This window comes from Cytobacillus sp. FSL H8-0458 (genome assembly GCF_038002165.1).
In the GTDB taxonomy this organism is placed as follows: domain Bacteria; phylum Bacillota; class Bacilli; order Bacillales; family Cytobacillaceae; genus Cytobacillus.
Map to the genome: position 1 here is coordinate 955547 of NZ_JBBOBR010000001.1, position 22511 is coordinate 978057.

Genomic DNA, 22511 nt, shown 5'->3' on the forward strand with positions numbered 1-22511 from the left:
TTATGGGGTTTGAAATTTTGATAAACGCCGTAAAAGGAGTCATTCAGCGACGGCCAAAAATCCCAGGCAAACCTACTCAATTTAATCACAAATGGAACCACTGATGAAAATTAACGGCCGCCATCAGGATTCTCACACTCCACCACTAGAAATAATCCTTTATAATAGGCAGTAACGTTGGTTATCTTCATGCCTGAGTCCTGAATAGTCTGAAGTGTATCCCGGTTCAGGTGGCAGCCGTCGCATATCCGTTTCCATAGAGGATTGAGCGCGTCCTGGGCAAATCCGAGAGCGGGCTGCGCCATTTTCACATGTTCAAAGAATAGTATTTTTGCCTGTGGCTTGCAGACTCGTTTGATCTCTGTGAGTGCTTGTTCAGGATTTGGGATTGTGCATAACACCAGAGTGGCAACTGCTGAATCAAATGTATTGTCAGCAAATTCAAGTTCTTCAGCAGACTGCCGGTGAATGTGAATAGGAACTGAAGCTGCATTTTTTCGAGAAAGTGATTTTTCAATCATTGCCTGATTTGGTTCAATGGCATCGACACGGTCCGCCTTTTGGTATAAGGGAAAGTTAATGCCTGTACCCGCTCCGATCTCGAGAACACGGCCGTCAGCCATGTTAAGGATCTCACTTCTGATTTTCTGAAATTTTCTTTTCTCAAGAGGCTGCATGGCCAGATCATATAGGGAAGGGAATAAGCTGCTCAATTATTTCACTCATTTCTTAATAGCTGTCTATTCTATTTTACCCTTTTTCCAGAATGAAACAAGCCGGCACCTCTATTGGAGGAGCCAGCTTTCAATCAGGGGATGCTGTCGAACATCTCGTTCAGCTTCTCATATGTGTCCGGATATTTTGCCTCATACTGAAGGTAGGCTGGGACAGGGTAGCGCACACCGCCTTTGTGGGTTTGCTTTAATCCATCTGCAAATTCATCTGCCATGGAAAAAGGAATGGTGAAGGCCATTTCATGATCATGCGTCTGACCGAAGACCCTGTCCCCATAGCATGGGAGGATTACCTGCGGCTTACCGCTTTGTATTGTCTTAATAACAATATCAGCGCAATCTGCCCGGGCAGTAAAAGTGGAAGTAATTTCGCCGCCCGTATGATAGAGTGCGCCCGCCACCATTCTCATGACTTGCGCTGAATTCCCATAAACTGTGATAACATCCGGTTCAAATGCTGCTCTCCCCAGAGGAGCCATCAGCACTGTCCCGGCTTCCTCTTTTGTAAACTTGGGTACGGCAGCTTCGGTTAATGCGCCAAGATCACAGGTTTTTGTGTACATTCCATCTGTTAAATTTCCCTCAGAGTAATAGTCCAATTCCTCTTCAAACCCGAAAGCAATTTTGGCAATTGGGCATGATAAGTCTTCTTTGCCCATGGCAATCGCCCATCCATATCTTCTTGACATCGTCACACCCTGGCAGATGCTGAAAGTTTTGTTAAAGTCTCTTGCCGGACGCTTGACCCTGTCAGGTACAGAATCTTCCTTTTTCATAACTCTAATGGCAAGCGGGAAGGTGTCGGGACGAACATATGTATGTATCGCAGTTTCCAGATCAGATAGCTTTTGAGCGTGAATGGCTCCCTGCATTAAAAATCCCTCCTTAAGATATTATAAGTATTCTGTAGATTATATGGATTAACCTGCATAGTTAGGCTTTATTTTTGCAAACATCTGTTGACATGAAACCAAAAGGTTTTATATGATTTAAATGGAACCAAAAGGTTTTATTTTATATACAAAGGAGAACTTATAAATGGAAACACTTCAGGATATTAAACAGACCGTCATTCTTAATGCGCCTATCGAAAAAGTCTGGAAGAAAGTTTCTACATCAGAAGGAATCGAAGCGTGGTTTATGCCAAATGATTTCAAGGCTGAACTTGGCTATGAATTTCATATTCAGTCCCCATTTGGCCCGTCTCCTTGTAAGGTGACAGAACTGGATCAGCCAAACCGGCTTTCTTTTGAATGGGATAAGGATGGCTGGTTTGTATCTTTTATTTTAAAAGATTTGGACGGCAAAACTGAATTCACTCTTATACATGGCGGATGGAAACAGTCAGATGAACTGGTTGAGAAAGCTCAAGCCGAGAGTGCGGTTATTCGTGAAAGAATGTCTCATGGATGGACTGGAATTCTTTCGAAGCTTAGCAAGGCTGTTGAGGAATAATGGGTGCTTCTGCCAGGAAACATGATGTTTTTCAGGCAATCGCCGATCCTACGAGAAGAGAGGTTTTAAGGCTGCTTGCTGAAAAAGAACGCCCGATCTCAGAGATAAGCGCGCATTTCCCTATAAGCCGTACCGCCATATCAAAACATCTCCATATTCTCTCTGAAGCTGAATTAGTAAAGGGGGAAAAGGCGGGGAGAGAAAGAATTTACTATCTCCAGCCTGAGCCGCTGACTGAATTGAGGCAATGGCTGTCCTTTTATGAGCAATTCTGGAACAATAAGCTGCAAAAACTTAAATATATAGTTGAAGAAGATGAGTGATTTTCTGGAAAAAGAGCTTCCGCAGCTCTTTTTTCTTTTGAATGAAAATGAGGTCTTTCTTTTTAAAGATATAATATAATAATATTTGTGTTTACTATTTTGTGAAGGAGTCTTTATGATGTATCAGACGTTTACTTTACAGGAGAAGATCAGGCAAATAACAATTATGTTAATTCCTATCCTAATCACGCAGCTTGGCATGTTTGCAATGGTCTTTTTTAATACAATTATGTCAGGGAGATATAATGCTTCAGACCTTGCAGGCGTAGCGATTGGCTCCTCCATTTGGAATCCGGTTTTTACTGGGCTTAGCGGGATTTTAATGGCTGTATCCCCAATTGCGGCTCAAGCAATTGGCGAAAAAAAGAACAATGAAGTTTCATCTATCGTAAAAAATGGCATCTTATTGGGTTGTATCATTGCCTTAGCAGTCATCCTATTGGGCTCAGTTTTGCTTGACCCTCTGCTTAATAGCATGAATCTGCCTGATGATGTGAAAGCAACATCTCGTGGCTATCTTGTAGGACTTAGCTTTGGAATCATCCCTTTATTCATATTTAATGTTTTAAGATCTTTCATATATGCACTCGGCAAAACAAGAGTTGTGATGGTGATTTTATTTTGTTCACTTCCCATCAATTTCTTCCTGAATTATGTCCTGATTTTTGGCTATTGGGGATTTCCTGAATTGGGGGGTGCAGGAGGAGGGTATGCAACTTCTTTTACTTATTGGTTCATCCTTGTCATGACTGCACTTATTATCAAAACGAAGGATCCTTTTTCAAGCTATGCCATTTTCAGCGGCCTTAAGGAATTTTCATGGGATAAATGCAAAGAAATCTTAAAGATAGGCGTACCCATGGGACTGTCCATCTTTTTTGAAACGAGTATGTTTGCCGCGGTGACCATTTTAATCAGTAAGTTCAATGTAACAACTATTGCTGCATATCAGTCTGCATTAAACATTGTTTCCTTCCTGTATATGATCCCAATCAGCATTTCCATGGCACAGACCGTGTTAGTCGGATTTGAGGTGGGGGCAGGCAGGTATAAGGATGCAAAATCCTACAGCTGGCTGGGCATCTATCTGTCTATTTTAATTGCGCTGTTCACAGGCCTCCTGGTTGTATTTTTCCGCTATGAGGTGGCAGGCTTTTACTCTACTGATCAAGTGGTTATTGCCCTGACAGCCCATTTTCTGATTTATGCTCTGTTTTTCCAGATTTCCGATGCCATCCAGGCTACTGCGCAAGCGGCTTTAAGAGGATATAAAGATGTGAATATTTCTTTCGTAATCACACTGGTTTCTTATTGGCTGATCTGTCTTCCTGCTGGTTATGTTCTTGCGCACTATACAGACCTTGGCGCAACTGGTTACTGGCTTGGCCTTACGATCGGGCTTCTTGCTGCAGGTGTTTGCCTTTCAATGAGGCTCATTTTTATCCAGAAGAGAAAATTCATAATTGAAGAGATCAGGGAAGCAGGCTAAAACCGTCTCTCCGCTTATTGCGGGCATGGCGGTTTTTTTTTTGCTAAATGCTGGCTAATGCACTGAAAACAAATTTATTTTTTTAAGAAAGTTTGGCAAATGGCACTGTATTCACGATTAAGCGGGAAGAAGAAGGGTAGGTATAAGCGGGGAGGACTTGTTTCCCTATTCTTTTTTGGGGGTGAATATAAACTCTGCATGCGAAAAATTATATTTCGCGGCAATTCTCAGCAGCTATATTATATGGATTTTTTTCATCTGTGGTAAGGTTCTACCAGCAGCATAATCATTTTTGACTCCGAAATAACCTTGAGGTTAGAATAATATTGTTCTTTAAATAGATGAATTAAACACAAAAAGAGATGGAGGAAATTCGATGGAGACTAAATCTTCCAAGTATGAAATAAATGTGAATGGATCTCTGTTTGAATGGGATCTGGATGATGCCACGTTTAAATTTGAAAATGACGAAGTGCTGGTGTTTTGGGTAAACACAGCTTTCAAGACTCTGCTGGACTCCATTGAGGAAATCTCTGGTGAAAAGTCTGCCGAGCTTGTTCTTGAAACCGCTGGCTACCGGACAGGGGAAATTGTCAGCAAATTTTATCTGGAATCGAATAAAGAAAAAGAAGACATTATTAATCATTTACCTAATATGTATTTAACTGCCGGATGGGGAAAAACAGATATTGCATCCTTTAGTCTCGAAGATAAAAAAGCGATCATTCGTGTTAAAAATGGCTGGGAATATAAGATTAATGTGAAACAAAAAAAAGAAGCAGAAGGCACTTTTTTGCCTGGACATTGGGCAGGGGTGTTAAGCGGCCTGTTTGAAACAAAGGTATGGTATAAAGTGAGGCAAAGCCAGGTCCAGGGAGATCAGTATTCAGAATACGAATTTTTTGAGTCCGACATTACGCCCTCTCAGAATATCAGTGCCTTGATTAAAGAGCAGAATCAAAGCTCCCAGAAAAAGCTGGAAAAGGAAATTGCTGAGCAGACCAGAGTATTGTCTGAAATCATTAAAGAGATTTCTTCTCCTATAATTCCAGTGATCGATTCCATTTTGGTCATTCCTTTAGTAGGAAGATATGAGGAGCTGCGGGCGGAGGAGCTGCTGAACAGAACATTACTGAATCTTCCCCGTTATAAAGCAGAGTATTTAATCTTGGACTTAACTGCATTAAAGGGTGTTGATCAATATACTTTCGATTTTTTGCAGAAATTCGTCAAAGCAGCTTCCCTATTGGGCACAAACTGCATATTTGTCGGGATATCACCTGAACTTAGCCTGCAAATAATCGAGAGCGGAAATAAAGAAACACAAATTCCTTGTTTTTCAGTTCTGCAGCAGGGAATCACACACGCGTTAGATCAAGTTGGATTGGAGATTTCCCCCAAAAAGTAAAGAGTAAAAAACCAGCATTAAGGACCAATGCTGGTTTTTTACTGCATATTATTGTAACTAGCCTTTGACAACATTACCTTCGGCGGGGATCGGATGAGTTTTTAACATTCTAGCAAAATGGAGTAAATTATAGGCCATTATTTTGGCATGCTCTCTTGTGAAATCATTGTCATAGCCCTTTGCTTCAATGAAGGAAGGTCCTGGGCCAGCCTCACCAACCCAATAAGTGTCAACGTTTGGAGGGATGGTGAATCCCATATGGGAGAGTGAATATAGCACGGAGCGGGAAACTTGTTTAGCCCCATCTTCATTGCCAGTCACCACAACTCCGCCAACCTTGTTGTAATAAATATACTGGCCTTTTTCATTGGTCAGACTGCTTCCTCCATATAATCTTTCGATTACTTTTGTGGTGATGCTGCTCTGCTCGCCAAGCCAGATGGGAGAACCAAGGATAAGGATATCTGCCTCTTCAACCTTCTTAAAAATATCCGGCCATTCATCCTCCTGATCTACAGCTTCAGAAGTAATACCGTAACCAATCCTAAAGTCTGCAGCTGTAATTACCTCTGTTTCCACTTCCGTTTCATCAAAAAATTTAACCACCTCATCTATAAGTGCACCGGTATTGGATGGTTCACTGCTTTTTTTTAGTGTACAGTTTAAAACTAAAGCCTTAATTGACATGTTCCATACAGCTCCCTTTCTATATATTCACTACTCTTAATTCCCTCTGCTAAGGACCAAAAACAATCAAAATGAAGGAAATGTGAGATATTCAACGAATTACATAATTTGGTGCGAGACTGGAGGGACTGAAATGACCTATGAAATGACGGTTCAATTCCGGAGATGACTGCTATGGATCATCATTATGCAGAAAGAGAGAAGGTTATTTTGAAAGCTTGACATAAAAAGGAGGACATAATGAAGATTCGAAAAATTGACCATTCAGAGGCCCCTCCTATGAATCTGCTATTATTGGCAGATCCTTCAATTGAATTTATTGAGGATTATGTAAATCGAGGGGAAACCTATATTGCTGAATTAAATGGAGAAGCAGTCGGCGTTTATATCCTTCTATCCACAAGGCCAGGAACATGTGAGATTGTAAATATTGCCGTTAGTGAAAAATATCAGGGTGAAGGCATCGGCAGAAACCTTCTTGAGCATGCAATAGAGCTTGCTTCCCAAGGCGGAAATAAGACCCTTGAAATTGGTACGGGGAATTCCAGTATTGGACAGCTGTCTCTTTATCAAAAATGCGGTTTTAGAATCACCGGGATCGATAAAGATTTTTTTGTACGGCATTACAAAGAAGATATCCTTGAAAATGGAATCCATTGCCGTGATATGATCAGACTGTCTATGGATTTGCAATGAAAGTGCCCCAAATGATTAGAACCAGCAGTGTAAAGGGCAGACTTTTTGTGGTTGTTCAGAACCAGGAGCTACGTGAGAAAATTAAGAATGCCTCATGGGGAGCCTTCGGTAAACTGCCTCAAGCAAGCCATTTTGTTTTAATACTGGCAAGAACGAAAAAAGATACAAAATATGATTCCCAGTATCTGCAGGATCATTTTAAAAATACCCTGAGAATGCCGGAAGAAATGATGGAAAAATATTTGCAGCGGATTGAGGAATTCCAGAAGTCCGATTTTGATCTTCTGGAAGGAGACCGCCCTCTCTTTGATTGGGCCTGCAAGCAAAGTTACATCGCACTTGGGAATATGATGACCGCTGCAGCACAAATTGGCATAGATTCCTGCCCAATTGAAGGGTTTGACATTGAAAAAATGAATAGGCTGCTGGATGAGGAAGGCTTGCTTGAAGAAGGAAGCTTCGGGCTGTCGGTAATGTGTGCCTTTGGTTACAGAGTAAATGACCCAAGGCAGAAAACACGCAGACCATTTGATGATATTATAAAGTGGATTGATTAGGAAAAGAGCTTTGACTCTTTTCCTATTTTTATTGTTTTTAAAGGAGAATTCATTTTAAAGGGAGAACAATACTTTTGAATGGCTTGCTTAAATGAGGTGGAAATTATAAATCTAGTAATGAAAAGTGACTTAGCTGAGAGGCTTGACCAGACAGAGACAAATGTACTGCACTCCAGATTGACGGCAATTAAAAATCGGGAAGGAAACCCGATGGGTGTGGAAATTCAAAGAATTGGCGGGACAACCGCTTTCGCTGCCAGGAATATTCCGGGTCCATCCTTTAATCTTGTAAAAGGATTCAACGAAGCAGATGCCGAAGCTCTGGATCAAATTATTGATTTCTATCAGGGAAAAGGAATTCCCATTCGATTGGAGATCACACCATTAAACGGATCATCAGATTTACTGAAAATGCTTCATCAAAAAGGGTTCTACCAATGTGATTTCCATACCACTTTGTTTGCGGAACCTACAGATCTTGTAGACATTCCCATTAATGCCGATATTGATATACGAAGGATGCAAGGAAGCGATTTTGATCTTTTCGGCGAGCTATATACAAAGGGGTTTGGAATGCCTGGATTCCTTAGCCAAGGAATAGCTGAAAATAATGAGGTTCTATATGACAATAGAAACTGGTTCTTTTATCTTGCCTTTATAAACAATGAACCAGCTGGAATAGGTGTGATTTTTATCGATGATGGGGCAGCGAATCTTGCGGCTGCGGCTGTTTTACCTGTTTTCAGAAACAGAGGGGTCCACAGCGCGCTTATTCAAGCCCGATTGTATCAGGCGATTACACAAAATTCCGAGCTGGTGACAGGCCAGGCAAGGTTTGGTTCGGCAAGCCAGAACAATATGGAAAAAGCAGGCTTGAAAATTGGATATACAAAGGCAATCTGGATAAAGGAATAAAACCATGAATGAAGGCAGGAAGGTTCCAAAATGGACTGAGCGCGAAGACGCTCATCTATTTTATATAAGTTTAGGCTTTCAGTCAAAGAGTACCGGGTTTGTGAAAACTCTCCTTTAGAAAGCGGAATCCATATTAAGTATTTATGGAGCCGTCTGTATTATATAGTGAAGGAAAAGGAAAACCAGGCTGCTTAAACAGCCTGGAATTTTCTTTATAAAGAAGCTTTTACATCCATCTGTTTTGCTGAATCCGGCTGCTGCCTGTCAGTTTTGCTAAGAAGGATGCCCAGTGCTGTACCTGCTGCAGCTGGTACAACCCATTCCATTCCAACCGATGCGAAAGGCAATACTTCCCTAAGGGATTGAAGGGCTCCGAGATCAAAGCCAAAGGTGCTTAAACCTCCCAGCGCTGCAAATACTCCTGTGAATAATAGCGCACTCCCGTAAACTTTTCGCGGATTTCGGAAAAAGCCATTAAAGAAGCTCAGGGTAATCAAAACAATGGTTAAAGGATAAGCTGTTACCAGGAAAGGAACAGATACTTTGAGAATTTGATTTAACCCAAGATTTGATAAGGTGAAACCAATTAGGGTTACGGCAGTAATGACTAATTTATAGCTTACCTTTGGCAGCAGCTTTGAGAAATATTGTCCGCAGGCTGATGTTAAGCCTACTACAGTCGTAAAACAGGCAAGAGTGAAAATTGCACCGATGAATGCCGTGCCAGCTCTTCCGAATAACAGGGTAGCGGCAGATGATAAAATTGCTGTCCCATTTTCAAAAGTGCCGTTAGCAGCTGTTTTAGCTCCCAATAAACCAAGGGAAATATAAACGGCTGCCAACAGCACGCCAGCTATTATTGCAGCTCTTAGTGTATAGAGGGATAATTGCTTTTCGTCATGTACACCTTTTTTCTGGATGGCAGTAAGAATGACAATTCCAAAGGCTAGAGCGGCAAGGGCATCCATTGTGTTATAGCCTTCAAGGAAACCCTTAAAGAATGCGCCGCTGTCGTAACCGCCAGATGGAGACAGCTGCTTCGTGTCGAAATTCATGATTACAGCTGTACAAAGAATGACAACCGACAGCAGCAGAACTGGAGTAATCCAGCGGCCCATAAATCTTTCCATTTTGGCCGGATTTAAACTGACGACATATACAAACAAGAAAAAGACCGCGGAATACGTAAACAAAACCAGTGATAGGTTCCATGAATCATTAATAAATGGCATGACCCCCATCTCGAAAGCAACACCTGCATTTCTGGGAATAGCCAGGAAAGGACCAATGGACAGGTAGATAATAACCATAAATAAAGTGCAGAAAAGAGGATGAACCCGGCTGGCAATCGCTTCAATTCCACCCTTTGCCATGGAGATGGCAAGCAGTACAATAAATGGCAAGCCTACAGCAGTCAGAATAAAACCTGCAATCGCAAGCCAAAAGGAGGTACCTGATAAGGCACCGAGGTAGGGAGGGAATATTAAATTACCTGCTCCAAAAAACATTGAGAATAACATGAGACCGATAAAAAAGCTGTCAAATTTCTTCATAAGTTGTTCTAACTCCTTTATTAAAAAATAAAAAGACCCGTCCCCAGAAAGGGACGAGTCTATACTCGCGATACCACCCTAATTCCGCAGTTCAAAAAACTGCAGCACTCAGCTGCGTACAATTATACGCGTTCCATTGTAACGGCGGAAAACCCGTCAAAGCTTACTGTATTTCAGCTTTGCATCTCAGAGATGATCTTCGGATCAGGTACTGGACACCGGCTTTCACCATATGCCGGCTCTCTTTGGAACAGCATTCCTGTCTTACTCTTCTCTTCAGCGATTTATTATTTGAAAATAATTTATCAGATAAGTTTAGATAAGTCAATATTTTTTGTTAATTAAAATTACTTTTTGCGTTAAAAGCGTTAAAGCAGCCGGAGTTTTAGAGTATATATTTTCTATTATTATCGTTATATTCTTGTTTAGCAGAGCAAGGAAAAGAGGTAAATAATAAATATACCATTTGAAGAGTTAGGATATCCTTATCAAAAATGGAAAAAATATGTTTACAGATTGGAAAGACTAGGAGACAATCATGATTAGAATACAAGCTGTTAATAAAAAAAATGAACTGAAGAAGGATATTCCTTTAGAGAGGCTGAAGGCGGAGTGGGAAAGTTATAAGTGGTTTTGGGTTGATTTTGATAAGCCAACCGAGGTGGAAACTGCTGAACTGGACAAGACTTTTCATTTTCACCCCCTGGCAATAGAGGATTGTGTTGTCAAACTCCAGCGCCCCAAAATGGACTATTATGAAGACTACAGCTTTTTTGTCACCCATAGCTTAAATCATATTAACGAAGACAAACAGGAAATTAACTTTTTTATTGGTTCAAATTACATAGTATCCTACCATCATGAACTCTCCAGGGAAATGGATGATGTTTGGGAAAGGCTGAGCTTAAGTAAGAAAATCAGTAAATGGGACCCTTACCTGGTCATGTACCATATCATTGATAAAATAGTGGATAATTACTTTCCTATCGTTTATCAGCTGGAAGATCGTTTGAGTCTCATTGAAGATAACCCAAATGATGAAACGATGGAAGAATTATTGGAGAAATTATTTGATATCCGCCATCATTTACTGCAGATTCGGTATACTGTGATTCCAATGCGGGATTTAATATACCGTGTCATTAATTCCCATAGGCTTAAAGGTGTAAAGGAAAGATACGAATACTTTGCTGATATTCATGATCACTTATTGAAATTGACTGAAATGATTGATGGAAACAGGGAATTGACGACCGATATCCGTGACAGTTATTTATCGATCAACTCCCATCAGACAAACCGGGTGATGAGAGTCCTTACCGTGATAACCACCATTTTCATGCCCTTAACCTTCATAGCGGGCATTTATGGGATGAATTTTGAAAACATGCCGGAATTATCGTGGAAATATGGATATTTTGAAACACTGTTATTAATGTTTATTATCGCCTCAGGCATGTTTTGGTGGTTTAAGAAGAAGGGCTGGTTCAGATAAAGCGGGTTTAAGGCAGAATGCATTTTAATGGGCATCTGCCTTTTTATTTGTGTGAGCCACTGGTATTTTAAACGTGGAAAGCGATGCGTTCGAATGGCATGCCCTAAAAATTATTCCTTTATCATCTGATATAGTTCTAACATATCTTTTCTGCCGAAGATTTTCGGCACAGGATACAAGGGATTGGCTTCCTTTAAGGCACGTTCAGCCATTACCGGAATGTCAATGTCTCTAATTCCGCTCACCTTTTGGGGGATCCCCATTTTATGGTTGAGAGATTTTATGCTGCTTACAAAGCTATTTGCATTTTCTTCAGCTGATGCTCCCGGATACCCGATGCCCGCGGCCATCGCGAGTTCAGCTAAAAGCTCCCAGACTGCCTCTCCGTAATGCTCCAGTACATATGGAAGAATGACTGCATTAGCCAAACCATGAGGGACCGAATAAAATCCTCCAAGTGTATGGGCGATAGCATGAACATTGCCCACATAGGATCTGGTAAAAGCCAGTCCTGCCAGATAAGCAGCTTTTTGCATATTGGCTCTAGCCACCAGGTTTTCTCCATTAATATAGGCTTCATAGAGATTATCATAAATCAGCCGGACTGCATCAATGCTGAATTTTCTAGTCTCTGCTGTATTGCTTCTTCCAATGTAGGCTTCGACGGCATGGGTTAGTGCATCCATACCGGTTGCAGCTGTTATATGAGGAGGCAGTTTTATCGTAATCATGGGGTCCAAAACTGCATAATGCGGAATTAGACACAGGTCAATAATGGCGTATTTTTCATGTGACCGGCTGTCGGTAATGACCGCTGCAACAGTGGCTTCACTCCCCGTACCTGCTGTGGTCGGGACTGCAAAAAGGGGAGGGAGCTTTTTTCTGACTTTAAATTGGCCTTTCATTTGCGGGATGCTTTTCTCAGGCCTCACAGCTCTTGCACCAACGCCTTTAGCGCAATCCATTGGCGAACCCCCGCCAAAGGCAAGAATACCCTGGCAATTATTTTTGTTGTAAACTTCCAAAGCTTCTTCAATATTGTTAATTGACGGATTTGGAACTGTCTTATCATAAATATAGAATTCAATATTCCTTTTCTGTAAATTTAATAGCAAACCATCCATCAGCCCAAGAGCAGTGATGCCTCTGTCAGTTACAATCAAAATTCTGCAAATGTCTTTCTGTTTAATAATATCAGGCAGTTTGTCCAGGCTATTGGCGCCTTCTATCAGTTCCGGTTCCCTCCAGGGCAGAAGAGGCGATACCAGCTTGAAGGATTTCTGGTACATTCGGCAGTATGCATTGTACATTTCCTTACCTCCGTTAATTTGTCGGAAAATTCTAATATTATAATTCATATATACCTTTATGTTTAAGAAAATGTCAATATGCTGAATCAAATAAACTTGGCACAATTAGTGCAGATTCAATTTCTTATCCGCTCGATTTCTCCAATTCAAAAGATTGACACCCGCATGAATATATTTTATAATTATCTTTAATTCGAGATAAATTAATTCGAAGTAATAATTCGTGGTATTATCTTGAAGTGAAAATATTTGATTTAAAATGAGTTTCAGGGATTGAATTTTGGTTACATTAATGAGAAAGAGGTGGGAATAGTGAACAAAGTTACAAGCGGAATTCATCATATCAGTGCGATCGTAGGCCACCCGCAGGAGAATATCGATTTTTATGCAGGCGTGTTAGGTTTAAGGATGGTCAAGCAGACCGTGAATTTTGATGACCCCGGCACTTACCACCTGTATTTTGGCAATAATGAAGGGAATCCGGGGACAATCATTACATTTTTCCCATGGGCAAATGCATCCCAGGGAGTTATAGGGGATGGCCAGGTTGGGGTCACTTCCTATGCGATTCCCAAAGGTGCCCTTGGATACTGGAAAGACAGATTTGAGAAATTTAAAATTTCTTACACAACTGAAAAAAGATTCGGCGAAGAATCAATAAGATTTCAGGATCCTCATGGTCTGGTTTTAGAAATAGTGGAAAGAGATGACGGCTACAAGAATACATGGACTTTTGGAAGTATTACTCCTGATGTTGCAGTAAAGGGCTTTGCAGGGGCGACTCTTAATTCATCTGAGCCGGAACAAACAGCACATCTGCTTGAAAGGGTAATGGGCCTTGAACGCATTGGGGAAGAGGGAGAAATGATCCGGTTCCAATCCTCAGCCCAAATCGGCAATGTCATAGACCTGAAAAAGATTCCCGGCAAGCGGGGACAGATGGGTGTCGGCACTGTCCATCATATCGCCTGGCGGGCTGAAGATGACCAGGATCAATTAGAGTGGCAGGAATATGTGAGATCCAATGGCTATGGAGTAACACCAGTCAGGGACCGGAATTATTTTAATGCCATTTATTTTCGGGAGCACGGGGAAATTCTTTTTGAAATTGCAACTGATCCTCCAGGATTTGCGCATGACGAATCTCCCGGGAAAATGGGGGAGAAGCTGATGCTTCCTGAACAATATGAGAATATGAGAAATCGAATCGAGAGAAAATTAATTCCTATTGAAGTCAGGGAACTGGATTAAAACAAAGAGAGGAAGATATGATGAAACACATTTTTCAAAGAGGAAAGGATCCTGCAAAGCCTGTATTTTTGCTTCTTCACGGAACGGGAGGTACAGAAACTGATCTGCTTCCGCTTGCAGATCATATTGATCCGGAGGCTTCTGTTCTAAGTGTGCGCGGTAATGTGCTGGAAAATGGGATGCCGAGATTTTTCCGCAGGCTGGCAGAAGGTATCATTGATGAAGAAGATCTGCTTTTTCGCACGAAAGAATTAAACGGCTTTTTAAATGAAGCCGCACAGGAATACGGCTTTGAGCGTGACAACATTGTAGCAATCGGCTATTCAAATGGAGCTAATATTGCAGGGAGCTTATTATTCCATCATGAAAACTCTTTAAAAGCAGCGATTCTGCACCATCCGATGGTTCCAAGGCGTGGTGCTGAATTGCCTGATCTCAGCGGAACATCAGTATTTATCGCGGCCGGAACCAATGATCCGATTTGTCCTGCAGAAGAATCCACTGATTTACAGTCATTATTGGAAGGTGCAGGAGCGAAAGTCGAGCTTCACTGGGAAAGTTTTGGCCACCAATTAACCATGGGTGAAGTTCAGGCTGCAGCCCGCTGGTATAAACAAATATAAAAAAGTTAATCTAATGAATTATAAGGGAAGAGAATGAAAGAATAGGGAGTGCTATCATGGGTATCCTATCAAGGTTATTTGGAAATTCAACTAAAAAGGAGACGATCAATATGGAAAATGTGAAATTGGCCGTTATTTTTTACAGCATGGGCGGAACAAACTATCAATTGTCTAAATGGGCGGAGGAAGGCGGTAAAGAAGCTGGTGCGGAAGTAAAAGTTTTTAAGGTTCCCGAACTGGCTCCGCAATCTGCAATTGAAGGCAATCCGTCATGGAAAGCAACTGTGGAAGCGACAAAGGATGTGCCTGAAATTAAGCCGGACGATCTTGAATGGGCAGACGCCATCATATTCAGTGTGCCTACCCGTTTCGGCAATATGCCTTCCCAAATGAAGCAGTTCCTAGATACAACTGGCGGTCTCTGGGCAAAAGGAAAGCTTGCGAATAAGGCAGTAAGTGCAATGACATCAGCCCAAAATCCGCATGGAGGACAGGAAGCAACCATTCTTTCACTTTATACTACGATGTATCATTGGGGTGCTATTGTGGCTGCTCCCGGTTACACCGATCCGGTTCTTTTCGGAGCAGGCGGCAATCCGTATGGAACGAGTGTAACGGTTGATCAGGACGGAAACATGGTTGAAGATGTTAAAGAGGCTGTTAAGTATCAGGCGAAAAGAACAGTCACTGTTGCTGAGTGGATTAAAAAAGGAAATCAATAATATAGATGGAGCAATTGTTTTGCAATTGCTCCCTTTACATATAAAGGGGAGAAATGGCGGATGCAGAATGAAAAAATCACTAAGCGGGAGATTGCTTCAATCAGGAAAGTAAAATTGCAGGAGCACAGTCCCATTCACGCAGCAGGCCCTGTAATAGAACCGGGAAATTGGAAGCAGTATGACCCATTTCTTCTGATGATGGAAGATAAATTTCAAAAGGGAGCGTTTGACGTTCATCCCCATCGAGGGATTGAGACGGTAACTTATGTCATTGAAGGGGCCATTGAGCACTATGACAGTCATTCCGGTGAGGGCGGTGTGTTAGGGCCTGGTGATGTCCAATGGATGACAGCAGGCAGCGGAGTTGTTCATAATGAAGTGCCATCTGAAGGAATTACTGCACATTCGCTGCAGATGTGGATCAATCTTCCGCGGGGGAAGAAAATGACTTCACCAAGATACCAAAACCTAAAGGGCAGTGAAGTACCTGTCCGGGAGGAAGAGGGGGCTGTTATTAAAGTCTTCTCCGGTTCCTCGAAAGGGGTTGTATCTCCAACCTTAAATCATGTGCCCGTCACAATGGTTGAAGTAAGGATGGAAAAAGGCGCCAATCTTTCACAAGATCTGCCTGGCAGCTACAAAGGCTTAATTTATATTATCGAGGGCAGCGGGGTTTTTGGAGAAAATGAAGTTCAAGGGGCCAATGGCCAGGTCCTTGAATTGGGAGATGGCGGGAACGCTGAAAGTGAAATAGCCATGAAAGCCGAACAGACTTTGCGCTTTCTGCTATATGCAGGCGAGCCAGTCAATGAACAGATTGTGGCCCGTGGACCGTTTGTCATGAATACGGAAGAAGAAATACGGACCGCATATAAGGAATATATGAATGGTACCTTTCTGAGATAAGATACGGGTGAGGAGCAGTCCAGGGCTGCTCTTTTTTGCCGGTGCTTCCGACTTGAAGGATGGTATAAATTACCAGGTTACTTGAATGAGAAAATATTTTTTAATTAATATATTCATTGAAGGTGAGCTTATGGAGCCAAGTTCTATCCCTGCAGATCCACTCATTAAACGCAGAAGAAATAAAGTTTATCTAACTATAAATAAGAAATTTGTCATTAGTCACCTGATTTCTCTATTATGGATGGCTTTTTCTATATATCTATCATTGCCCTGGCTGAAGGATTTATCAGAAATTGTCACACTCCCAATCAGCATTTTTATTATTGGGGGTATTGCCTATGTACCGGGCTATATGAATGCATTTCTGGTGATGAGTCTGCTTTTGGACAGGCAGCCATCTTTTAAGAATGCGAATACTGATAAAGAAGTGACATTGCTGGTAGCTGCCTACAATGAAGAAAAAACAATCTTTCAAACGTTAAGCTATGTGGCGGGCCAGGACTATCATGGGAAGATTAAGGTCATCGTTATAGACAATCTTTCTACAGACGATACTCACCTTGAAATAGTAAGAGCACAAAAAGAGCTTAACCTTGCGATTGATATTTTGAAGGAACCAAAGACCGGGAAATTCAATGCATTAAATAAAGGCCTTCAGCATGTGACAACAGAATATGTTATCACACTTGATGCAGATACCCTGCTGCATCCTTCAGCAGTCCGCTTTTTAGTATCACGCATGGAAAGCAGTCCTGAAGAGGTGTGTGCGGTGGCGGGCTCGATGCTTGTACGGAATAGCCGGGAAAACCTTTTGACGAAAACACAGGAGTGGGACTATTACCTGGGTATTGCCTCAATAAAAAGGCTGCAGGGCTTATATCAGGGAACACTGGTTGCACAGGGGGCATTCAGTTTATACAAAACTGAATCCGTCCTGCAGGTAAATGGCTGGCCCGATGCCATTGGAGAAGATATTGTATTGACTTGGAGGCTGCTTCAGAAAGAATGGAAAGTGTATTTTGAGCCGCTGGCTGCAGCTTTTACCGATGTTCCTTCCTCTTTATCTCACTTTGCAAAGCAAAGGTCAAGGTGGGCGAGGGGAATGATTGAAGGACTGAATGAAATCAAGCCATGGAATCAGCCGCAAATTTACACAAAATACTTAACAGGTGTGAACCTGGTTATGCCATATCTGGATATGGTATATACTTTCTTCTGGATTCCCGGATTGCTTTTGGCGTTCTTCGGCTATTTCTGGATAGTTGGACCGATGACCTTGTTTGTGCTGCCGCTTACCATTTTAAGCTACGGGATCTTATATATGTATCAAAAGCATTATGTGTTTAAAAATCTGAATCTGAAAGTCAGAAAAAACATTTTAGGATTCTTCACATTTATCCTATTCTATCAAATGATCATGTCACCCATATCTGTATGGGGGTACCTTCAGGAACTTTTTAAATCAAAACGAGTCTGGGAATGATCCTTCGCTGCATTAAAAGGCGAAGGTTTTTGTTTTTATTATGCACATTTTCTTCAATCCTTCTTATAATATTGAAGAGAAAATAATCGAATAGTCCTTTTTTATTGCATTTGGTTTGGGTAGGAGATAAAATGTTTACCAAAGTAAACTTTTTAAGTTAGGCGCATATACTTATAGTAAATTGGCATTTATATTTTTTTAATGCAAAAGTTGCCCTTGAGAAACTTTTTGGCAATAGAGAAAAAGGAGAGAGCGGTATGTCGCAGGAAGTATTATTTGCATTAGGTCTTACTTTGTTTGCCGGCTTAGCGACAGGTATTGGCAGTTTAATGGCTTTTTTCACTTCTAGAACGAATACGAAGTTTTTATCATTGGCACTTGGCTTTTCCGCAGGTGTGATGATTTATGTCTCCATGATTGAAATCTTTGTAAAAGCCAAAGATGCACTTGTAGGAGCATTAGGTCAAGTAAGCGGGAACTGGGCAACTGTTGGAGGTTTTTTTGGGGGTATCCTCCTTATTGCATTAATTGACCGGTTTATTCCTAAAAAGGATAATCCCCATGAAGTGAGGACAGTTGAAGAAATGAATGATTCCGGCAATGCGGTCAAGGATCCGGCACTCTTAAAAATGGGGACCTTTGCGGCGCTGGCGATTGCGATTCATAACTTCCCGGAAGGAATTGCAACATTTACTTCTGCACTCCAGGATCCTTCGCTTGGAATCGCCATTGCGGCGGCCATTGCCATTCATAATATACCAGAGGGAATTGCTGTCTCAGTTCCTGTCTATTATGCCACAGGAAGCAAGAAGAAGGCTTTTAAGCTATCATTTTTATCAGGGCTGTCAGAGCCGATTGGAGCTTTAGTGGCCTACTTGATTTTAATGCCATATTTAAACGATGTCATGTTTGGTGTCATTTTTGCCGCAGTTGCTGGAATAATGGTGTTCATTTCTCTTGATGAATTATTGCCGGCTGCCAAGAAGTACGATGAAGCCCATACCTCCATTTATGGTCTTGTGGCAGGGATGGCCGTGATGGCGCTCAGCCTCCTGCTGTTTATATAACAAAAAAGCAGTCTCCCGCACTGGTGCATGTTTGAGGGAGGCTGCTTTTTTATTAGTGCGCTGTACCTTTATCAAAATTGCTGCCGCTGACATCGGCAATATTTTCAATAGCCACTAATGCTCCAGGGTCAATATCTTCCACTATGGAACGGAGCGTTGATAGTTCAATCCTTGTTACGATTGTATAAATGATCTTTTTGGGCTCTCCGGTAAAAACACCCTGGCCCTGAATATAGGTCATTCCTCGTCCCAATTGCTTCTGGAGCTCAGCTGAGATTTCTTCAGGCACATCAGAAATGATTGTAACCGACTTCAGCTCTTCCATACCTTCCACAACGATATCAATCATCTTATAAGCAATATAATAGGTGATAATGGAGTACATGGCTGTTTCCCAGCTGAAAACGAGAAAAGCTGCAAGAATAAAGATAAATACGTTGACAATCATGATAAATTGGCCGACAGATACCGGACGCTTCTTGCTGACCAGGATGGCGATAATCTCTGATCCATCCAAAGCCCCGCCAGTTCTGATCACAAGTCCAACCCCTGTTCCCAGAATGACTGCACCAATGACTGTTGCCAGAAATAAATCATCTGTAACAGGCTCAAAGTGATGGAGATATGCGGTACTTGCGGATAAAACAATTACTCCGAATAAGGTATGTACCGTGAATTTCATTCCGATTTTGCGATAGCCAATATAAAGAAATGGCAGGTTTAGAATAATTAAAAATATACTCATGGTCATCCCGGTCAGCTCTGCAGCAATTATGGAAAGACCGATAACACCGCCATCAAGAATGCTGTTGGGAACGAGGAAAAACTCAAGTCCTGCTGCTGCAATCATCGCACCTATCGTGATCATGATGAGCTGTTTTACCTCTTTTACTACCCGCTTTTTCTTCGTCATTGCCATATGATCAAGCCCCTCTTTTTAAAATACTTACATATTATAGCACTTATTAGGGTGGTTTTTTTAGTAAGAATTACTTTGGCTTCAAAAGAAGGAATAAAAGCACAGATGTTGAATGTAATTAAACGGATTCGGCATGGGAAGGTGATTATTTGAAAAGAGTGATGGTGATTGGGATTTCAGCAGGTGCAGGAAAATCAACCTTTGCCAGAAAATTGCGCGAGAAAACAGGCATTGAGGTACACCATTTGGATGCGGTTTTCTGGAAGCCTGGCTGGGTGGAAAGCGGGTTTCAGGAATTTTCGGATGCACAGCGTGAAATAGTGAAAAAAAAGCAGTGGATTATTGAAGGCAATTACAGCAATACTTTTGAAATCAGGGCAGCTGCATGTGATACTGTCATATATCTGGAAGTCCCCCTCTATCTCTGTCTGTACAGAGTATTAAAAAGGTGGGTGACCAATCTTGGCAAAACAAGGCCTGATATGGCTGCAGGCTGCAGAGAGAAAATGGACTGGAAGTTTATAAAATTCATTGTGACAACATACGGACTGCGCAAAAAGAAAATGGCTGAGCGGCTTGACAGGTTTGCAGCTGAAGGTAAAGAAGTCATAGTACTGAAAAACAGATTGGATATTGATTCTTTCCTTGAAGATTTCGATGTTAAGACTGACAATGCTTCATAAAATAGTAATACCCCTGCACTTTTGCAGGGGTTATTCTTTTCTGGTTTTTGAAACATTCACCCGGCCTGAAAAGAACACGGCACCGCCGCCCATATCGGAAAGCCGGTCCGGTGTCAGCGAATTGACCAGATGTCTGGTTCCCGGGATATCTGCCCATATTCCCTGTGAAACTACTGTACCTGGAAGGACAAGTTCTCCCACCGCAGCTTTGAGTTCGCATTCTCCGCGCTCATTCCAAACGCGGACGATCTCTCCATCTTCAATTCCATAATTCTTCGCATCCTTACTATTCAAGTGAAGACGAGGCTCCTTCTCCATGCCTGCATGTTTTTCATTATTTGAAAAGGTTGAATTTAAAAAGTTATGATTCGGTGCAGGCACAAATAGAAACGGGAATGTGTCGTCTTCCTTCAGCGGTTTATAATCAGGCAGAGGAGGATGTCCATCATCTTTCATTCTCTGCGAATATAATTCAATTTTTCCGCTTGGCGTGGACAGCCTGCCGGGAAACAGCGGTTTTACCCTCGCTTTGATGTACTTGTATTTCTTCAGGGATTCAGCATTAATTTCTTCAATGAAGGGGTTAGCTGAGAAATCTAATGCGGCATCAATCATCTCTTCTTCCGTTTCATTGAATACGGCATCATGATAGCCCATTCCTTCTGCAAGAAGCCGAAACACTTCGACATTTGACTTTGACTCGCCATATGGTTCAATGACTGGCTCCTGAATCTGCATGTAGTGATGCCAATAGGATGAATATATGTCCGTATTCTCAAAAGAAGAAGACGCCGGAAGCACAATATCAGCATATTTGGCCGTTTCCGTTAAGAATAGATCGTGGACAACAAGGAACAAATCCTCTCTCTGCAGCCCTTGCCGGACTTTATTCCCTTCCGGTGCCACAACAGCAGGGTTGCTTCCATAGACATACATAGATTTAATTGGTTTTTCCAGGTCAAGCAATGCAGAACCGATCCGATTCATATTAACAATGCGTGTATTCTTGTTATGCAGGAGATCAGGCCTTTGAAGGGCTCCAGTATTAAAAGCAAGATAGCCGGAGTTTCCCTTGATGGCACCGCCGCCCTTTAAGAGCCATTGCCCTGTAATGGCAGGAAGACATGCGATGGTGCGGATGCACATTCCTCCATTGTCATGATGCTGTGGCCCGTTGCCGATCCGTATAAAAGCGGGGGAACTCTCTCCATACATACGGGCTAATTTAATAATATCTTCTTTCGGCACACCTGTTATGCCGGCTGCTGTTTCAGGGTCATATTGCTTCACATGTTCGCGAAGTTCCTCATGGCCAACCGTAAACTCCTCGAGAAAAGCTTCATCCACTAAATTTTCCGCAAACAGAACATGCATGATGCTAAGTGCCAGAGCAGCATCAGTGCCGGGTGTAATGGGGATAAACCAGTCGGCCATTTTCCCGGTCTGGTTTTTATGGACATCAATTACAACGATTTTCGCACCGCTTTTTCTTGCTTTTTGGGCGAGAATCATTTGATGCATGTTCGTGCTGACTGCATTAATGCCCCATAAAATTATAAGCTTTGAATGGATGGTATCCTCTGGGTCAATCCCAAAGCTGCCTCCCATTGTGTACGAATATCCTGCTGTACCGGCAGATTGGCAAATCGTCCTGTCAAGACGGGATGCTCCGAGTTTATGGAAGAAGCGGCGGTCCATTCCTTCTGCGCTTAATCTGCCCATATTTCCATAGAAACTGTATGGCAGGATGCTATCAGGACCGTTTTCGGCAATTAGTTCCTTCCATCTGGAAGTTATCGTGTCTATAGCCTCTTTCCACCCAATTCGTACAAAATGCCCTTCACCTTTGGTCCCGGCACGCTTCATTGGATATTTGAGCCGATTCCGATCATAAATCCTTGAAGGCATGCTGCGGACCTTGTTGCATATATTCCCCTGTGTAACGGGATGATCGGGATCTCCTTCAATCTTTACGATTTTTCCTTCTTTTTTATGTACCAGAAGGCCGCATTGATCCGGGCAATCCAAGGAGCAGACAGATGGAAAAACACCATTTAAGGTACTGCTGTAAGAGTTCATATCCACATACTCCTTCCTCATAGTAAATCGATCATACCATAAAATTCAGATTATATGATGGATGTCCGGGAGCAGCAGGGAAATTTCTAATATGAAACATGAAACCTCATATTTGAAACTGTACTATGAAAAAACTTTTGTAAAATAGGTTTGTTA

General features: G+C 41.9%; 21 protein-coding genes, 1 pseudogene and 1 other annotated feature. Of the genes and pseudogenes, 15 read left to right on the forward strand and 7 right to left on the reverse strand.

Annotated features, from left to right (window positions below; all coding sequences use genetic code 11):
* Positions 1-110: 110 nt before the first annotated feature.
* Together NYE23_RS04875 and NYE23_RS04880 are read right to left on the reverse strand one after the other, a co-directional pair.
* The gene (locus NYE23_RS04875; RefSeq protein WP_341075890.1) at positions 111-713 is read right to left on the reverse strand and encodes a class I SAM-dependent methyltransferase; all 603 of its coding nucleotides are present in this window, start codon (positions 711-713) and stop codon (positions 111-113) included.
* 95 nt (positions 714-808) lie between these two features.
* Positions 809-1606 (reverse strand): DUF169 domain-containing protein, encoded by a 798-nt coding sequence (locus NYE23_RS04880; RefSeq protein WP_341075891.1) that lies wholly within the window; start codon positions 1604-1606, stop codon positions 809-811.
* A 166-nt stretch (positions 1607-1772) separates the two neighbouring features.
* Here NYE23_RS04880 and NYE23_RS04885 point away from each other — a divergent pair, with 166 nt between their 5' ends.
* From NYE23_RS04885 to NYE23_RS04900, 4 genes are all read left to right on the forward strand, one after another.
* Positions 1773-2189: an SRPBCC family protein gene (locus tag NYE23_RS04885; RefSeq protein ID WP_341075892.1), complete on the forward strand. Its 417-nt coding sequence runs from the start codon at positions 1773-1775 to the stop codon at positions 2187-2189.
* Complete coding sequence (locus NYE23_RS04890; protein WP_341075893.1) at positions 2189-2512, forward strand: ArsR/SmtB family transcription factor; 324 nt, start codon at positions 2189-2191, stop codon at positions 2510-2512. The genes NYE23_RS04885 and NYE23_RS04890 overlap by 1 nt, the downstream gene beginning before the upstream one ends.
* 118 nt (positions 2513-2630) lie before the next feature.
* A complete protein-coding gene (locus NYE23_RS04895) occupies positions 2631-4001 on the forward strand; it encodes an MATE family efflux transporter (protein WP_341075894.1) in 1371 nt (456 codons plus the stop codon).
* A 376-nt stretch (positions 4002-4377) separates the two neighbouring features.
* Positions 4378-5409, forward strand: coding sequence for an STAS domain-containing protein (locus tag NYE23_RS04900; RefSeq protein ID WP_341075895.1), 1032 nt, complete (start codon positions 4378-4380; stop codon positions 5407-5409).
* Between the two features lie 57 nt (positions 5410-5466).
* On the opposite strand, the gene NYE23_RS04905 is transcribed toward NYE23_RS04900, so the two are convergent.
* On the reverse strand, positions 5467-6096 hold the full coding sequence (locus tag NYE23_RS04905) for a flavodoxin family protein (RefSeq protein WP_341075897.1): 630 nt from the start codon (positions 6094-6096) through the stop codon (positions 5467-5469).
* Between the two features lie 240 nt (positions 6097-6336).
* On the opposite strand from NYE23_RS04905, the gene NYE23_RS04910 reads away from it, so the two are divergent.
* The 3 genes and pseudogenes from NYE23_RS04910 (at position 6337) to NYE23_RS04920 (ending at position 8264) form a co-directional block, all read left to right on the forward strand.
* Complete coding sequence (locus tag NYE23_RS04910; RefSeq protein WP_341075899.1) at positions 6337-6792, forward strand: GNAT family N-acetyltransferase; 456 nt, start codon at positions 6337-6339, stop codon at positions 6790-6792.
* A gap of 44 nt (positions 6793-6836) precedes the next feature.
* A pseudogene (locus NYE23_RS04915) lies at positions 6837-7349 on the forward strand (nitroreductase family protein); the annotation flags it as partial.
* A 78-nt stretch (positions 7350-7427) separates the two neighbouring features.
* Positions 7428-8264 (forward strand): GNAT family N-acetyltransferase, encoded by an 837-nt coding sequence (locus tag NYE23_RS04920; RefSeq protein WP_341075900.1) that lies wholly within the window; start codon positions 7428-7430, stop codon positions 8262-8264.
* A 212-nt stretch (positions 8265-8476) separates the two neighbouring features.
* Here NYE23_RS04920 and brnQ read toward each other — a convergent pair whose 3' ends face one another.
* The gene (gene brnQ, locus NYE23_RS04925) at positions 8477-9817 is read right to left on the reverse strand and encodes a branched-chain amino acid transport system II carrier protein (RefSeq protein ID WP_341075901.1); all 1341 of its coding nucleotides are present in this window, start codon (positions 9815-9817) and stop codon (positions 8477-8479) included.
* 46 nt (positions 9818-9863) lie between these two features.
* Positions 9864-10106, reverse strand: a binding site (T-box leader).
* A gap of 249 nt (positions 10107-10355) precedes the next feature.
* On the opposite strand from brnQ, the gene corA reads away from it, so the two are divergent.
* Entirely contained in the window at positions 10356-11312 is a 957-nt protein-coding gene (gene corA / locus NYE23_RS04930; RefSeq protein WP_341075902.1) for a magnesium/cobalt transporter CorA, read from the forward strand.
* Between the two features lie 110 nt (positions 11313-11422).
* Here the strand turns inward: corA and NYE23_RS04935 are convergent, their stop codons facing one another.
* Entirely contained in the window at positions 11423-12622 is a 1200-nt protein-coding gene (locus NYE23_RS04935) for an iron-containing alcohol dehydrogenase (protein WP_341075903.1), read from the reverse strand.
* A gap of 312 nt (positions 12623-12934) precedes the next feature.
* On the opposite strand from NYE23_RS04935, the gene NYE23_RS04940 reads away from it, so the two are divergent.
* From NYE23_RS04940 to zupT, 6 genes are all read left to right on the forward strand, one after another.
* A complete protein-coding gene (locus tag NYE23_RS04940) occupies positions 12935-13873 on the forward strand; it encodes a ring-cleaving dioxygenase (protein WP_341075905.1) in 939 nt (312 codons plus the stop codon).
* Between the two features lie 17 nt (positions 13874-13890).
* Positions 13891-14496, forward strand: coding sequence for an alpha/beta hydrolase (locus NYE23_RS04945; protein WP_341075907.1), 606 nt, complete (start codon positions 13891-13893; stop codon positions 14494-14496).
* A gap of 110 nt (positions 14497-14606) precedes the next feature.
* Positions 14607-15218: an NAD(P)H:quinone oxidoreductase gene (gene wrbA, locus NYE23_RS04950; RefSeq protein ID WP_341080595.1), complete on the forward strand. Its 612-nt coding sequence runs from the start codon at positions 14607-14609 to the stop codon at positions 15216-15218.
* A 60-nt stretch (positions 15219-15278) separates the two neighbouring features.
* Entirely contained in the window at positions 15279-16124 is an 846-nt protein-coding gene (locus NYE23_RS04955; RefSeq protein ID WP_341075908.1) for a pirin family protein, read from the forward strand.
* 130 nt (positions 16125-16254) lie between these two features.
* Positions 16255-17607 (forward strand): glycosyltransferase family 2 protein, encoded by a 1353-nt coding sequence (locus tag NYE23_RS04960; protein ID WP_341080596.1) that lies wholly within the window; start codon positions 16255-16257, stop codon positions 17605-17607.
* A 257-nt stretch (positions 17608-17864) separates the two neighbouring features.
* The gene (zupT, locus tag NYE23_RS04965) at positions 17865-18674 is read left to right on the forward strand and encodes a zinc transporter ZupT (RefSeq protein ID WP_341075910.1); all 810 of its coding nucleotides are present in this window, start codon (positions 17865-17867) and stop codon (positions 18672-18674) included.
* 52 nt (positions 18675-18726) lie between these two features.
* Here zupT and NYE23_RS04970 read toward each other — a convergent pair whose 3' ends face one another.
* On the reverse strand, positions 18727-19593 hold the full coding sequence (locus NYE23_RS04970) for a YitT family protein (protein WP_341075911.1): 867 nt from the start codon (positions 19591-19593) through the stop codon (positions 18727-18729).
* Positions 19594-19742: 149 nt separating this feature from the next.
* Between NYE23_RS04970 and NYE23_RS04975 the strand changes: the two genes are divergently transcribed.
* On the forward strand, positions 19743-20276 hold the full coding sequence (locus NYE23_RS04975; RefSeq protein ID WP_341075913.1) for a topology modulation protein: 534 nt from the start codon (positions 19743-19745) through the stop codon (positions 20274-20276).
* Between the two features lie 30 nt (positions 20277-20306).
* Here NYE23_RS04975 and NYE23_RS04980 read toward each other — a convergent pair whose 3' ends face one another.
* Positions 20307-22355: a molybdopterin-containing oxidoreductase family protein gene (locus NYE23_RS04980; RefSeq protein ID WP_341075915.1), complete on the reverse strand. Its 2049-nt coding sequence runs from the start codon at positions 22353-22355 to the stop codon at positions 20307-20309.
* Positions 22356-22511 lie beyond the last annotated feature (156 nt).

Bases quoted from the DNA above. Each gene is read 5' to 3' on its own strand.
- NYE23_RS04955 (WP_341075908.1), top strand. From the start codon at position 15,279: ATGCAGAATGAAAAAATCACTAAGCGGGAGATTGCTTCAATCAGGAAA.
- brnQ (WP_341075901.1), bottom strand. From the start codon at position 9,817: ATGAAGAAATTTGACAGCTTTTTTATCGGTCTCATGTTATTCTCAATG.
- corA (WP_341075902.1), top strand. From the start codon at position 10,356: ATGATTAGAATACAAGCTGTTAATAAAAAAAATGAACTGAAGAAGGAT.
- NYE23_RS04885 (WP_341075892.1), top strand. From the start codon at position 1,773: ATGGAAACACTTCAGGATATTAAACAGACCGTCATTCTTAATGCGCCT.
- NYE23_RS04880 (WP_341075891.1), bottom strand. From the start codon at position 1,606: ATGCAGGGAGCCATTCACGCTCAAAAGCTATCTGATCTGGAAACTGCG.
- NYE23_RS04900 (WP_341075895.1), top strand. From the start codon at position 4,378: ATGGAGACTAAATCTTCCAAGTATGAAATAAATGTGAATGGATCTCTG.
- NYE23_RS04895 (WP_341075894.1), top strand. From the start codon at position 2,631: ATGTATCAGACGTTTACTTTACAGGAGAAGATCAGGCAAATAACAATT.
- NYE23_RS04945 (WP_341075907.1), top strand. From the start codon at position 13,891: ATGATGAAACACATTTTTCAAAGAGGAAAGGATCCTGCAAAGCCTGTA.
- NYE23_RS04960 (WP_341080596.1), top strand. From the start codon at position 16,255: ATGGAGCCAAGTTCTATCCCTGCAGATCCACTCATTAAACGCAGAAGA.
- NYE23_RS04910 (WP_341075899.1), top strand. From the start codon at position 6,337: ATGAAGATTCGAAAAATTGACCATTCAGAGGCCCCTCCTATGAATCTG.
- NYE23_RS04890 (WP_341075893.1), top strand. From the start codon at position 2,189: ATGGGTGCTTCTGCCAGGAAACATGATGTTTTTCAGGCAATCGCCGAT.
- NYE23_RS04935 (WP_341075903.1), bottom strand. From the start codon at position 12,622: ATGTACAATGCATACTGCCGAATGTACCAGAAATCCTTCAAGCTGGTA.
- NYE23_RS04970 (WP_341075911.1), bottom strand. From the start codon at position 19,593: ATGGCAATGACGAAGAAAAAGCGGGTAGTAAAAGAGGTAAAACAGCTC.
- wrbA (WP_341080595.1), top strand. From the start codon at position 14,607: ATGGAAAATGTGAAATTGGCCGTTATTTTTTACAGCATGGGCGGAACA.
- zupT (WP_341075910.1), top strand. From the start codon at position 17,865: ATGTCGCAGGAAGTATTATTTGCATTAGGTCTTACTTTGTTTGCCGGC.
- NYE23_RS04905 (WP_341075897.1), bottom strand. From the start codon at position 6,096: ATGTCAATTAAGGCTTTAGTTTTAAACTGTACACTAAAAAAAAGCAGT.
- NYE23_RS04980 (WP_341075915.1), bottom strand. From the start codon at position 22,355: ATGAACTCTTACAGCAGTACCTTAAATGGTGTTTTTCCATCTGTCTGC.
- NYE23_RS04920 (WP_341075900.1), top strand. From the start codon at position 7,428: ATGGCTTGCTTAAATGAGGTGGAAATTATAAATCTAGTAATGAAAAGT.